Origin of the sequence: Pseudomonas crudilactis (assembly GCF_013433315.1) — a bacterium.
Classification (GTDB): Bacteria; Pseudomonadota; Gammaproteobacteria; order Pseudomonadales; family Pseudomonadaceae; genus Aquipseudomonas; species Aquipseudomonas crudilactis.
This window is the reverse complement of record NZ_WXVV01000009.1, coordinates 17,741-30,579: the sequence shown is the minus strand read 5'-3', so window position 1 is coordinate 30,579 and position 12,839 is coordinate 17,741. Positions and strand designations below refer to the sequence as shown.

Genomic DNA, 12,839 nt, shown 5'->3' with positions numbered 1-12,839 from the left:
CTCGCGATTGAGTGCGCAGCACTCACCAAGGTCAATCATGCTCTACACCCAAAAGAATCCGCCCACTGGAACAGGTCGCCGTGTCATTGCGATAAGCGAAATACAACTTGCTGCGCTCCGCATCAAAGCGCAGATGCAGCTGAATTTCATCCCCCGGGCGCACCAGTTGCTGGAACTTCAGCACTTCCATCCCGGCAAACGGGCCGGTCAGATTGAGCAATTGGCGACCCAGGTTCAGTGCCCATTCCACCTGCACCACGCCGGGCAATACCGGGGCCTTAGGGAAGTGACCACTGAAATAAGCCAGATCCGGTGGCACGCTCAGTTGCAGACTCCATTCGCCCTCGGTCTCGAGCTGCGATAGCACTTGCGGCGCTTTCGGGCGCGGGGCAATCAGCAAGGCTTCGACATCGGCCTGCGGCAGCTTGCCTTGGCTATTCAACGGCAATTGCCGCACCAGTCGCCAGCGTCGGGGCAGCGCCAGGGCTTCGCAGTGTTGGCGCAAATGCTGGCGCAGGGTTTCGGTCAGACTGCGGCGGCCATGTTCACGCAAGGCAAACAGACCTGACTCGCTGAGCACCAGCAGAGCTCCGAGAGAGGCGCGATTTTCCTGGACCACGCCCAAGCGCGCTTCTGCGACCCAAGCGTGGGCGACCAAGGCTTGTTCGAGCATCGGCAGAGAAATACGTTTTTCTTCAAGTTTGACGATGCGATCCAGCCGTCCCAACAACTCGAAACGACCATCAGCAGTAATGCGCGCCGCGTCGGCGGTGTGTTCGACATGTCCGGTAGGCAGATAAGGCGAAGCGATCAACAGCGCGCCGTCGCTGTCCTGGCTCAGTTCGACACCGGCGAACGGTTGCCACAGATGTTCGCCCTGACGCCAGGCGATACCGCCGGTTTCCGAGCTGCCGAGGATTTCCGTTGGCCATTGCTGCAAGCGTTGTTGCAGGCACTGTGCGGCTTCAAGCGGCAACGCGCCACCGGAGGAAAATACTCGGCGCACGGCGCTGAGGGCCGGCCAGTCGAGGTTGTCGCCCATACGCTTGAGCAACGCCGGGCTGGCAACCCAGGCGAAGGCCGGATACTCGCGGCTGGCACGCTGCAAGTCCTCGGGAAACGCCAGCTGCTTGCGCACAAACGGGCGCCCGGCGCACAGCGGCCACAGCACGCGAAAGAGCAAGCCGTAGATATGCTGGGTGGCAACGCTGCCGATGATGCAGGCTTCGCCAAGGTCCGCGCCCCACAGTTGCTCCAGCGCTTCGACTTCGTTGGCCAGTTGGCACAGGGATTTGTCGATGCGCTTGGGCTCGCCGCTGGAGCCGGACGTGCACAGGCTTAGACGGCACTGGTCGAGATCCAGTTCGGCGCCGGGCAGCGGCGGTTGCTGAAAGTCGTTCAGTTGCGCGTCATCGGCTTGATCCGTCAGCCACAGATCGACCTCAGCGGACCAGCGCTGGCGGGTTTGTGGCTGCAGATCCGCAGGCAGCAGAACACTGACGCCAGCGCGCCATGCGCCCAGCAAAGCGATGGCCAGTTCGGCGGCATCTTCCAGATGCACAGCCAGGCGCTTCACGCCCTGCGCTTGCAGACCGGCGGCAACGCTCAACGCCTGTTCGCACAGTTGCGCGTGATCGAGTACCGGTGCGTGGCTGATGGCCCGCGCCGGCGCAGCCTTGAGCAACAGCTGCTCAAGTTTTATCCAGTTCATGTACGGCCTCTTACCCGTTGTCGTATCAGCCATTCAATGGCAAACATCAGGCCGATCAATCCGTAGGAGATCAGGCCGGTGTACAACATCCACCAATTCAGCGGCGCCCACAGGGTCAGCAGGGCGGCGCACAAACCGTTGCAGAAGAAAAACACGCTCCAGGCGACGGTGACCTTGCGCGTATAGCGAATCGCAATGGCCGGCAGTTCTGGCTCACGCAACCGCGCGAGGCGCTCGACCATCGGCGGCCCGAATTTCAGGCTCAGGCTGAACAGCACCAGCATGAAGCCGCTGATCAGCACCGGGTACCAGCGCAGCAACAACGGACTGTCGAACAGCGCCAGCAGCAAGCAGAACACAATGGCCACGCCAGCCATCCACAGGCTGCCGGGTTTACGTTCACCGGTCAGCGCTCGCGCCAGCCACAGGCTGCCCAGCAGCAGACCGAACTGCCACGGGGCAAAATGCTCCATGCCGAAATACACCGCAAAGGGGTACAGCAGACCGGCCAGCAGCAGACCGAGGCCGATCAGCCGGCTCATGCGGCCGGTTGAACCAGACGGTAGACCGCCTCGACCACGTCGCCGACAGTGCGCACCGATTTGAACTCTTCGGCGGCGATTTTCTTGCCGGTCTGGCGTTTGATGTGATCGATCAGATCGACGGCGTCGATGCTGTCGATTTCCAGATCCTGATACAGATTGGATTCCAGGCTGACACGGGCCGGATCCAGTTCGAACAGTTCGACCAAGGCATCGCGCAGGGTGTTGAAAATATCGTCACGAGTTTGCATGGTCCGGTCTCAAGCTGCCTGTTTTGCCGTGACGAACGCCGCAAGGCTCGCCACGTTGGTGAAATGGTTACGGGTGTCTTTGGCGTCGGCGTCGATCTTGATGCCGTATTTTTTCTGGATCGCCAGACCCAGTTCCAGCGCGTCGACGGAATCCAGACCCAGGCCTTCGCCGAACAGCGTCTGCTCGTCGCCGATGTCGTCGACACTGATGTCTTCGAGGCCGAGGGCATCGATGATCAGCAGTTTGATATCACGATTCAGATCGCTCATCTTCGGCGAGCTCCTTAATAAAGTAGGTGTGCAAATAGTCGTTGAGCTTGCGCGAGGCTTGCGGGGCTGGCCCCTGCGCAGCGAAAGTCTGTGGGTCTATATCGGCGCCGACGCGAAAACTGAAGTGCACGCGGCGATTGGGGATTCGATACCAGGGCTCGGCCTTCGTCAGCGTGGTCGGGCTGACCTTGATGATCACCGGCGTGAGGATTTTCGCACCGCGCAGGGCAATCGCTGCGGCGCCCCGATGAAAGGCCGGCGCCTGACCAGGCTGGGTGCGCGTACCTTCCGGGAAAATGATCAGGGTCTGGCCGTTTTGCAGGGACTGGGCAGCGGCATCGAGCATGTCCATGCTGCCGTCGTTGCTGATGTATTCGGTGCTGCGCAGCGGGCCACGGGTGAAGGGGTTTTCCCACAGGGTTTTCTTCACAACGCAATTGGCTTGGCGCACCAGCCCGATCAGGAACACTACGTCGATCAACGACGGGTGGTTGGCGATGATCATCTGCCCGGAGCGGCCAAGACGTTCGGCCCCTTGAATGTCATACGTCAGCACGCCGGTACGGGCCATGAAACGCACGAAAAACCAGAACAGCCGACTGACGGTCTGCCGCGCGCGCTGCCGATGTTTCAGCGCATCACCCGGCAGGCATCCGAGTAGCGGAAACACCAGTACGCGCAGGCACAGTCCACCCAGCCCGAACAGGGCGAAGCTTGCAGCGGTGGCCAGCAAGCGCCAGTAATAGGCGTCGCGGTTTTTCTCGGTCACGGGTTGCGTTGCCAGGTCCATACACGATTTTTCCAGGCATGTTGGCAATGGGGTTGCTGGCCGAGCAGGGCACGAAGCAAGTTGAGCGCGTGCGGCCAGTGCGCTTTTGACCGTGTTTCTGTGGTGCTGTTCAGGGTCAGCCGCCAGTCGGTACCAGGGGTGAGCAAAAGGCCGAGTGCGTAGGGAAACGGCACGTCGTCGATCCACGCTGAATAGGCTTCGGGCGGTTGTTCTTCGGTGATCACCAGGAGCACCGCCGGGGCGCCCTCATTGAGCAGGGCTGCGGCTTCGAGCATGCCGTGTTCGAGGCCGTCGCCGGCAGCGGCGAGGGCAGTCATTTCGCTGGTCTCGCCGCGCATGATCGACCACAGGCCGATAATCGCGTTGTGCACTGACAAACTGAACTGCGTCGGCGACAGGGGCTGTTCGTTGGCCAGATCGGTGAGGATCTCGTAGGTACGCGGGGTTTCACCGTGGCGCGAGACAAACACCAGCGGCAGATTGTCCCTTCCGTCGGCCAGGGGCCAGCCAACACTGAATGCCATACGTGCCAGTCGACTTAGACGGCGGCGCTGCATGGCCGGCAAAAACGACACATCGGGCGCGGCATCACTGCTCTGGAGCACGACCGGTTGTCGGCTCCAGGCCTGCCAGGCGTCCACGCTGTCGAGCCCGGGAGCCCACGCGCGCCACTGGGCGATGTTGAAGTTGATCACGGACATTCATCCCGCCCCTGCGGGCTTTTGTTGACGCGTTGAGTGGCCAGAGCCGCAGCAGGCGTGACGTGGCGCTTGGCGCCGGGTGGCGCGCATTATCCCGGTGCGACGAGTGTGTAGCAAATGCTGGTTACCTTTTGCGCAACGAAATGTACCGAGTGGTTCGCGGAAAAACTGTCACTTGGCCATTATCCAGATTGTCAGCGGCTTGTCTGTCGGCAATCTCAGCGATCAATGGCCGTTATTGCGCTATCTGTCCGCGGATATTTGCACCTGACTCTGTAGTCCATGTCCTTGAAGGTGGCAAAGCGAGGCTGCGCGCATCTACACTCGGTCATTCTTTGATACACGGAGGTTTTGGTCATGCGGCGCGTGGTGTTCAATCAGAAAGGTGGCGTAGGCAAGTCGAGCATTGCCTGCAATCTGGCGGCGGTCAGCGCCAGCGAGGGTTATCGCACGTTGTTGGTGGACCTCGATGCTCAGGCCAACTCCACTCAGTATCTGACCGGGCTGACCGGTGACGACATCCCGATGGGCATTGCCGACTTCTTCAAGCAGACCCTGTCCTCGGGGCCGTTCTCCAAGAAGAATCAGGCGGACATCTACGAAACCCCGTTCGACAACCTGCACATCATCACCGCCACCGCCGAGCTTGCCGACTTGCAGCCCAAGCTCGAGGCCAAGCACAAGATCAACAAGCTACGGAAGTTACTCGATGAGTTGTCCGAGGATTACGACCGGATCTACCTCGATACCCCGCCAGCCTTGAATTTCTATGCAGTATCGGCGCTGATTGCCGCTGATCGGGTGCTGATTCCCTTCGACTGCGACAGCTTCTCCCGTCAGGCCCTGTACGGACTGATCGCGGAAATCGAAGAATTAAAGGATGACCATAACGAAGGCCTGGAAGTCGAAGGCATCGTGGTCAATCAGTTCCAGGCCCGGGCGAGCCTGCCGCAGCAGATTCTCGATGAGTTGATTGCCGAAGGCTTGCCGGTACTGCCGGTGTACCTGAGCAGTTCAGTGCGCATGCGCGAATCGCACCAGGCCAGCATGCCGCTGATCCACCTCGACCCGCGGCACAAGCTGACCCAGCAGTTCGTCGAACTGCATAATCTGCTCGAAGATCACTGATCTCTTGAGCTATCCATGAACCCCTGTGGGAGCGAGCTTGCTCGCGAATGCGTCAGTTCAGTCGACATCTTCGTTAACTGATCCACCGCTTTCGCGAGCAAGCTCGCTCCCACACTGGGTTCTGGGTGGGTCAGATACCCTGGCTACGCAGCCACGCCATCAACTGCGGCAACGGAAACGCGCCACTCTGCCGCGCCACTTCCTTTCCGTTCTTGAACAGAATCAGACTCGGAATCGAGCGAATCCCCAACTGCGCCGACAACTGCTGATTGGCCTCGCTATCGAGCTTGGCCAAGCGGCACTTGCCGGCCAGCTGCGCCGCCGCCTGCTCGAACACCGGCGCAAACGACTTGCACGGCCCGCACCACTCCGCCCAGACATCCACCAATAGCGGCAGATCGCCCTTGATCTGGCTGGCGTAATCGCCTTGCTTGAGTTCGAAGGGTTTGCTCAGCAATACGGCGGATTTGCAGCGGCCGCACTTGGGCTGATCCGCAAGGCGCTCGGCGGGGATGCGGTTGAGGCCGTTGCAGGAGGGGCAGGGGATGAGGAGTGGGTTGGTCATATTCGGCTCGTTGGCGTTCAGCGTTTCGTACGACTTATCTGGAGCCGTACGAACTGTTTATCAAGATGAGGCGTTGGCACTCAGGAAGAACAACTGATCTCCAAATGCTTGCCCCACTCCGGCGGCCGCTCGGCATAAGCCTCCATTCCCGGCTGCTCCTCAAACGGTTTGCTCAACACCGCGTGCAGCCGGCGTACTTCTGAGTAATCCCCTTGCTCAGCCGCATCGATGGCTTTTTGCGCCAGGTAATTGCGCAGGATGTACAGCGGATTGACCGCGTGCATGCGGATGCGACGCTGTTCCTGATCGGTGTCACCACCGCGGGCAACCCGGGCGACGTAGCGTTCGCCCCAAGCGTCGAAGCCTTTGATGTCGACGAAATCGTCGCGCAAACGGGCGACGGCCTGCTCGGCTGATTCTTCGCCAAGTCGGCGGAAGAACAGGGTGTAATCGACGCCGCTGTTCTGCATCAGTTGCAGCAGGTCTTCAAGCAGCTTCTGGTCATCGTCCTCGGCCGTGGTGAAGCCGAGGCGGCGGCGCATCAAGTCGAGGTAGTGCGCCTGGAACAATGGCAGGTACAAGCCGAGAGTTTCGCGCAGGGCTTCGACGCTGATGAACGGCGTCAGTGCCTGCGCCAGCGCGCTGAGGTTCCACTGGCCGACCGGCACCTGATTGCTGAACGAGTAACGGCCCTGATCATCCGAGTGGTTACAGATGAAGTTGGCGTCGAAGTCATCGAGGAAGGCGAACGGGCCGAAGTCGAAGGTGATGCCAAGGATCGACATGTTGTCGGTGTTCATCACACCGTGGCAAAAGCCGTAGGCCTGCCACTTGGCGATCAGTTCGGCGTTGCGTTCGACGATTTCGCGGAACATCGCCAGATACGGTTCCGGCTGTTCCAGACATTCGGGGAAATGCATCGCCAGCACGTGCTCGCCGAGCTGCTTTTGCTGCTCGGGGCGTTTAGCGTAGTAGAAATATTCGAAGTGACCGAAGCGGATGTGGCTCGGCGCCAGACGCAGCACCATCGCCGCGCGCTCCTGCTTTTCGCGCCAGACCGGGGTGTCGGAGCCGATCACGCACGCCGCGCGCGACGAAGGGATGTTCAGCGCGTAGAGCGCCTCGGAAGCAAGAAACTCACGGATCGACGAACGGAGTACCGCACGGCCGTCACCCATGCGCGAGAACGGTGTTTGCCCGGCGCCCTTGAGGTGCAAGTCCCAGTGCTCGCCGGCCGCGTTGTACACCTCACCCAGCAGCAAACCCCGGCCATCGCCCAATTGCGGTGTGTAGCCACCGAACTGATGCCCGGAATACACCATCGCGCGCGGTTCGGCATCGGCCCACAGCTTGTGGCCGCCAAACAATTCGGCAAATTCCTCGGATTCAGCCGTCGCCGGATCGAGATCGAGCAAGGCCAGCGCCGCCGGGCTCGCCACGACCAGACGCGGATTGTCGATCGGCTCGGGCAGCACGTGGGCGGAGAACGCGTCGCCCAGGCGGGCGAAGCGATTGTCGAAGGTCAGTTCGTCGAGGGCTTTCAAGGGCCGGCTCCAGCAGAATGTCCGAGCATTCTGCTGGGAATAGACCGGTTAGTCGAGTTTGGCCGGCGGCGGCTCTTGCAGTGGTTTCTGATCGTCGGCGATCGGCACGATGGTTTTCGTTTCCGGTTCGATCGGCACCATCTTGTATTCCTGACCGTGGAGGTTCTTCAGGTAAACCTCCATCTGGCGGAACGAGATGTTGATGTGCTGCTTCTTGAACTCGCGGTTGATGAAGCGGTTGACCTCATCGAGCACCGGGTTACGGTCACCGAGGTCGCGCACGTGCATGCGCAATTCGTGGTCGAGGGTGCTTTCGCCGAAATTGAGGAAGTACACGTGCGGCTCGGGTTCCTTGAGTACGCGCGGGTTCTCGCGGGCAGCCTTGAGCAGCAGTTCCTTGACCAGATCCAGATCCGAACCGTAATCCACACCCAGTTTCAGCGTGACGCGGGTGATGGTGTCGGTCAGCGACCAGTTGATCAATTGCCCGGTGATGAAGGTCTTGTTCGGGACAATGATGTCCTTGCGATCGAAGTCGGTGATGGTCGTGGCGCGGATGCGGATCTTGCTCACCGTGCCCGAAAGGTTGCCGATGGTAATGGTGTCACCGATCCGTACCGGGCGTTCGAACAGAATCATGATGCCGGAGATGAAGTTGGCAAAGATCTCCTGCATGCCGAAACCGAGACCGACCGACAACGCCGCCACCAGCCATTGCAACTTGTCCCAGCTGACGCCGAGGGTCGACAGGGTCGAGACGAAGCCGACACCGGCGATCACGTACGACAGCAACGTGGTGGTCGCGTAGGCACTGCCCTGCGCCAGATTCAGCTTGGACAACACGAACACTTCAAGCAGACCCGGCAAGTTGCGCGCGAGGGCGAAGGTGATGCCGATGATGATCAGCGCGCCGAGCATGTCGCCGATGCTGATTGGCACCATGCTCATGTTGGCGCCGGTGCCGCTGGTGTATTCGTAGAGGGTGATGTTGTCGAGGTACGAGAACACCGAAATCAGGTCCGACCAGACCCAGTACAGCGCGGCGATGAAGCCGCCGAGCAGGGCCAGACGGATCAGGCGCAAGGACTGTTCGTTGACCTTTTCGATGTCCAGGGTCGGCTCTTCGATCACCGCTTCGCCGTCGCCAGCCTCTTTCGCTGCCTGACGTTTAGCCAGGGCGCGCTGGTAGGCCAGACGTCGCGCGGCAACGCTCAGGCCACGGACGAAAGTCGCTTCGATCACCAGCCAGAACATCAGCAGGTAGAGGGTGTTGATCAGTCGGTCGCTGAGTTTCAGCGCGGTGTAGTAGTAGCCGAAACATACCGCGACAAACAGCGCGATCGGCAGCAGGGTGAACATCACCCCGACGGCCTTGCGGAACAGCGAGGCGTTTTCGTGGGCCGGGCTGCTGATCAGCAAGCGGCTGAGCAGCCAGGCCATCAACGCGTAGCAGGTCAGCACCACTGGCATGCCGAGTACATCGTCGGCGAGCGCCGCCGGTTGCAATTCGGCGACCGCCACCACGGCCACCAGCGCCATGACCACCAGCCCGAGCCGGCGTACCCAGCCCTGAAGGAATTCGACCTGGGGTTTTTCCCAGCGAAAGTGCAATTCGGCCACACCGCCGGGCGCGAGGATTCGATAGGCGGTGTAGAACACCAGCCACGCCTGACCCATCTGCAGGAGCGCTGCGCCCATGTTGGCGTTCTGGCCGCGCGCGTCGATCTGCAAGGCCAGCCCGCACAAGGCGAGGCCCAGCGCCACCGGCATCGCCAGCAGAATATTGATCAGGATGGCCTGCGGTGTGTGCCACTGGCTGTCGCGCTTGAAATGGCCGATGTCCTGGTGAACCTTGTTCAGGCGACCGTAGAGACTTTTGCGGCGCCACAGCAGTGCGCCGATCAGCAATGCCAGAGGCAGAAACAGCAAGGGGCGCTGGGTCAGGCCGTCGGTCAGCTCGCTCAGGCTGGAGGCCCACGGCAGTGTGTCGACCTGACGTTTCAGGCGCTCCGGTACACCCCGCATCCACTCCAGATCCAGCGGCTTGTTGCTGGGAATCCAGAACATTTGCTCATCGAGGGTCGCACGCAGGCTCTGCGCGGTGCTCAGCAGTTGTTTCTGGTTGAGTTGCAGGGTGATCGATTCGTTGAGCATCGAGCTCAGTTCGCGGTTCAGGCGCTCCAGCAGATCAACGCGTGTGTTGGCCAGATCCAGCAGGCTTTTGCGCAACTGCGGGGTGACTTGTTCCGGCGGCTGAGTGGCCAGCAGGGTGTCGACATAGGACGCCGGATTGCTCAACAGTTCACGCTGCTGGCTGACGTCGAACTGATACAGGCGAATGTCGGCGATCTGATCCGCCAGATCACGATCGACCTTGAGTCGTGGCAGAGCTTGCTTCTGTTTGTAGAGAATCTTCGACAGCAGCAGGCTGCCCTTGAGCACGTTGATCTGCTCATCGAGGGCGGCATCGCTCTGGGTCAGGGTGTCGAGTTGCTGCTTGGTCTGCAGGTTCTGCTGGGTGACTTCGTTGAGGCGGTCGGTGCTTTTGAGCAGATAGTCCGAAAGCTTGAGGTTGGCTGAACTCTCAGTGGCGAGCAAGCTGCTGCTGCCGGCCTTCTGCGCCTCAATCGATTGCTGGGTGACGGTTTCCTGCGACTGCGCCAGACGCTTCTGATTGATCAGCGTCTGCAGTTCCTGAATCTCGCGGTCGAGTCGATCGGATTTCTCCGAGAGAAGATCATGCTGGGCGTTGCCCAGATCCTGCAACTGGCTGTTGCCGGCCAACTCCTGACGGCGCAGAGGGATCAGCGCGTTCAGTGCTGCCAGCTCCGCGTTCAGCTGATCGCGTTGCTCGTTGCTGACAGTCTTGCCGGCGTCCTTGCCGGACTTGAGGATGTTGTTGATCTGCTGGATGCGCGTCTGGCTGGCGGAAATTTCCGCTTGGGCGCGCTCGGGACGGGTCTGGGCAGTGATGATCAGACTGTTGGCGTCGGCCAGCGCTTTCTGCAGATCGCTTTGCTGGGTCGAGCGATCCGTCAGGATCTGCTCCAGCTGTTGGATCGACTCCTTGGGAAAACGCTGCGCCACCGGCACTATCGCCGTGGCCTTGAGGCGCGTCAGTTCGCGAGTGTTTTCGATCGTCTGCTTCGGCGCCGTGGCCAGCTGCTGTTTGAGGTCGATCAGCTTTTGTGCGTAATCACGCTGATTGTTCAGCTGAGTCAGCGTGCTCTGCAAGGTGGTTTGCAGGGCCTTTTTATCGGCATCCGGCAGTTTGCTGTCGGCGAGTTTGTCGAGACTGGCCTGCACGGCGTCGCTGGACGGCGGTTCGGCGGCGTACAGCGGGCCGACAGTAAGACTCAGGCCCAGCAGGGCCGCGGCGAAAAAGGAGCGCAGGGTAGGCATAGAGACCGGTCAAGCAAGTGAGAGTGGACGCAGTTTAGAGGAAGAGTCCGGGACCCGGGCGACTTCCTTCGGGGAATCTGACGCCCACTTTGCCGATCTTGTTCCCGTCCATGACCGCAACCGTCCAGTGGGTGTTGTTCCACTCCACCTGGTCACCGACGATGGGGGCACCACCGACTTTCTGCGCGATGAAGGCACCCAGGGTCATGTCCGGATCGATGCCCTCGGCCGGCAGACCATAGAGCGCTGCAACCGCTTTAAGCTGGGCATCTCCTTCGAGTACGAAATCGCCGAAGAAACGCAGATCGAGGCCACGTTGCGGCGCCTGGCTGAACAGTTTTCCGAGGGCGCCGAGGTTGTGTTCATGGCCGATGACACACAGTAAATCATCGACTTCCAGCACCGTACTACCCGACGGATGGAGCAGTTGCTGACCACGAAACAGTGCCGCGATGCGCGTGCCTTCAGGCATTTTCAGCTCACGCAGGGGCGAACCGATGCACCATTTCTCCGCGCCGAGCTTGTAAACGAACAGCTCCCACTCGCTGGTGACGTGGACTTCCAGAGCCGCCCGGGAAATCGGTGCGGGTTCTGGCGGCACCGTCACTTTCAATAGCTTGGCCACCCACGGCAGGCTCGTGCCCTGCACCAGCAGCGACACCAGCACGATAAAGAACGCGAGATTGAAGTACAGCTGTGCATTTGGCAGCCCGGCCATCAGCGGGAATACCGCAAGAATGATCGGTACCGCACCGCGCAGGCCTACCCAGGAAATAAAGGCTTTTTCGCGGCCATGGAAGGCCTTGAACGGCAGCAGGCCGACCATCACCGACAGCGGCCGCGCAAACAGAATCATCCACAGTGCCAGACCGAGAGCGGGCAGGGCGATCGGCAGCAAATCATGCGGCGTTACCAGCAAACCCAGCACCAGGAACATGCCGATCTGCGCCAGCCATGCCATGCCGTCGAGCATGTGCAGAATGCCGTGGCGACTGCGCACCGGGCGGTTACCGATGACCAGACCGCACAGATAAACGGCGAGGAAGCCGCTGCCGTGCAAGGCGTTGGTCAGGGCGAACACCACCAGACCGCCGGCAATCACCAGAATCGGATACAGCCCGGCAGCAAGGTTTATGCGATTGACCAGTTGCAACATCAGCCAGCCGCCGCCGAGGCCGATCACGCCGCCGATGCCGAACTCGCGGATCAGGTGCGTCAGCAGACTCCAGTGCAGGCCGGTCTGGCCGCTGGCGAGCATGTCGATCAGGGTTACAGTGAGAAACACCGCCATCGGGTCGTTGCTGCCGGATTCGATTTCCAGGCTGGCGGTGACCCGTTCGTTCAGGCCTTTGCCGCCGAGCAGCGAGAACACCGCCGCGGCGTCGGTTGAGCCAACGATGGCGCCGATCAACAGACCTTGAATCAGATTGAGGTCGAACAGCCACGCGGCAGCCATGCCGGTCAGCCCGGTGGTAATCAACACACCAACCGTGGCCAGCGATAGCGCTGGCCATAACGCCACGCGGAAACTCGACACCCGCGTGCGCAAACCACCGTCAAGGAGGATCACCGCCAGCGCAAGGTTGCCGACCAGATAGGCCGTCGGGTAGTTATCGAAAATGATCCCGCCGCCATCGACCCCGGCGGCCATGCCGACCGCAAGAATAATGACCAGAATCGGAATGCCGAGACGGGAAGAAAGCGAACTGACAAGAATGCTTGCGCCTACCAGCAACGCGCCGATCAAGAACAGGCTGTTGATGGTCGTCGCATTCAAAGGCAGTACTCCAGAAGCGTAAAGACGGGCACAAACTGACCATGCAGTCTGCGTGCCAGCGATTCTAACCTGTTGAAATGTGATGCTGTCAAAAAGGTTTTTCAGTGTGGCATCAGGTTTTGTGTTCGGCGGGCGATTGCTGCCCTCACCCTAGCCCT

The 12,839-nt window shown here is 60.7% G+C and carries 11 protein-coding genes; 1 reads left to right on the top strand and 10 read right to left on the bottom strand.

Features of this window, described 5'->3' with window-relative positions:
• Window positions 1-31: 31 nt before the first annotated feature.
• From GTU76_RS11630 to GTU76_RS11605, 6 genes are read right to left on the bottom strand one after another with little or no spacing between them, the layout of a single operon-like run.
• Window positions 32-1,711: an acyl-CoA synthetase family protein gene (locus GTU76_RS11630; protein WP_180698670.1), complete on the bottom strand. Its 1,680-nt coding sequence runs from the start codon at window positions 1,709-1,711 to the stop codon at window positions 32-34.
• Entirely contained in the window at window positions 1,708-2,253 is a 546-nt protein-coding gene (locus GTU76_RS11625) for a COG4648 family protein (RefSeq protein WP_016983881.1), read from the bottom strand. Before GTU76_RS11625 ends, GTU76_RS11630 begins: the two co-directional genes overlap by 4 nt.
• The gene (locus GTU76_RS11620) at window positions 2,250-2,504 is read right to left on the bottom strand and encodes an acyl carrier protein (protein ID WP_007909503.1); all 255 of its coding nucleotides are present in this window, start codon (window positions 2,502-2,504) and stop codon (window positions 2,250-2,252) included. The genes GTU76_RS11625 and GTU76_RS11620 overlap by 4 nt, the downstream gene beginning before the upstream one ends.
• A gap of 9 nt (window positions 2,505-2,513) precedes the next feature.
• Complete coding sequence (locus tag GTU76_RS11615) at window positions 2,514-2,774, bottom strand: phosphopantetheine-binding protein (RefSeq protein ID WP_016983882.1); 261 nt, start codon at window positions 2,772-2,774, stop codon at window positions 2,514-2,516.
• Window positions 2,755-3,564, bottom strand: coding sequence for a lysophospholipid acyltransferase family protein (locus tag GTU76_RS11610; RefSeq protein WP_016983883.1), 810 nt, complete (start codon window positions 3,562-3,564; stop codon window positions 2,755-2,757). Before GTU76_RS11610 ends, GTU76_RS11615 begins: the two co-directional genes overlap by 20 nt.
• A complete protein-coding gene (locus GTU76_RS11605; RefSeq protein ID WP_016983884.1) occupies window positions 3,540-4,265 on the bottom strand; it encodes a beta-ketoacyl synthase chain length factor in 726 nt (241 codons plus the stop codon). The genes GTU76_RS11610 and GTU76_RS11605 overlap by 25 nt, the downstream gene beginning before the upstream one ends.
• 357 nt (window positions 4,266-4,622) lie before the next feature.
• On the opposite strand from GTU76_RS11605, the gene GTU76_RS11600 reads away from it, so the two are divergent.
• Window positions 4,623-5,393 (top strand): ParA family protein, encoded by a 771-nt coding sequence (locus GTU76_RS11600; protein WP_016772022.1) that lies wholly within the window; start codon window positions 4,623-4,625, stop codon window positions 5,391-5,393.
• Between the two features lie 130 nt (window positions 5,394-5,523).
• On the opposite strand, the gene trxC is transcribed toward GTU76_RS11600, so the two are convergent.
• The 4 genes from trxC to GTU76_RS11580 all read right to left on the bottom strand — a co-directional run bounded on the left by trxC (window position 5,524) and on the right by GTU76_RS11580 (window position 12,681).
• Window positions 5,524-5,958, bottom strand: a complete 435-nt coding sequence (trxC, locus tag GTU76_RS11595; protein WP_102899493.1) for a thioredoxin TrxC — start codon at window positions 5,956-5,958, stop codon at window positions 5,524-5,526.
• A gap of 80 nt (window positions 5,959-6,038) precedes the next feature.
• Window positions 6,039-7,502, bottom strand: coding sequence for a protein adenylyltransferase SelO (selO, locus tag GTU76_RS11590; RefSeq protein WP_180698669.1), 1,464 nt, complete (start codon window positions 7,500-7,502; stop codon window positions 6,039-6,041).
• 48 nt (window positions 7,503-7,550) lie between these two features.
• Window positions 7,551-10,904, bottom strand: a complete 3,354-nt coding sequence (gene mscK, locus GTU76_RS11585; RefSeq protein ID WP_095120692.1) for a mechanosensitive channel MscK — start codon at window positions 10,902-10,904, stop codon at window positions 7,551-7,553.
• A gap of 34 nt (window positions 10,905-10,938) precedes the next feature.
• Window positions 10,939-12,681, bottom strand: coding sequence for a potassium/proton antiporter (locus GTU76_RS11580; RefSeq protein WP_016983888.1), 1,743 nt, complete (start codon window positions 12,679-12,681; stop codon window positions 10,939-10,941).
• Window positions 12,682-12,839 lie beyond the last annotated feature (158 nt).

Coding starts and splice junctions, on each gene's coding strand:
- GTU76_RS11620 (WP_007909503.1), bottom strand. CDS start 2,504: ATGCAAACTCGTGACGATATTTTCAACACCCTGCGCGATGCCTTGGTC.
- GTU76_RS11615 (WP_016983882.1), bottom strand. CDS start 2,774: ATGAGCGATCTGAATCGTGATATCAAACTGCTGATCATCGATGCCCTC.
- GTU76_RS11625 (WP_016983881.1), bottom strand. CDS start 2,253: ATGAGCCGGCTGATCGGCCTCGGTCTGCTGCTGGCCGGTCTGCTGTAC.
- GTU76_RS11605 (WP_016983884.1), bottom strand. CDS start 4,265: ATGTCCGTGATCAACTTCAACATCGCCCAGTGGCGCGCGTGGGCTCCC.
- trxC (WP_102899493.1), bottom strand. CDS start 5,958: ATGACCAACCCACTCCTCATCCCCTGCCCCTCCTGCAACGGCCTCAAC.
- GTU76_RS11610 (WP_016983883.1), bottom strand. CDS start 3,564: ATGGACCTGGCAACGCAACCCGTGACCGAGAAAAACCGCGACGCCTAT.
- mscK (WP_095120692.1), bottom strand. CDS start 10,904: ATGCCTACCCTGCGCTCCTTTTTCGCCGCGGCCCTGCTGGGCCTGAGT.
- GTU76_RS11600 (WP_016772022.1), top strand. CDS start 4,623: ATGCGGCGCGTGGTGTTCAATCAGAAAGGTGGCGTAGGCAAGTCGAGC.
- GTU76_RS11630 (WP_180698670.1), bottom strand. CDS start 1,711: ATGAACTGGATAAAACTTGAGCAGCTGTTGCTCAAGGCTGCGCCGGCG.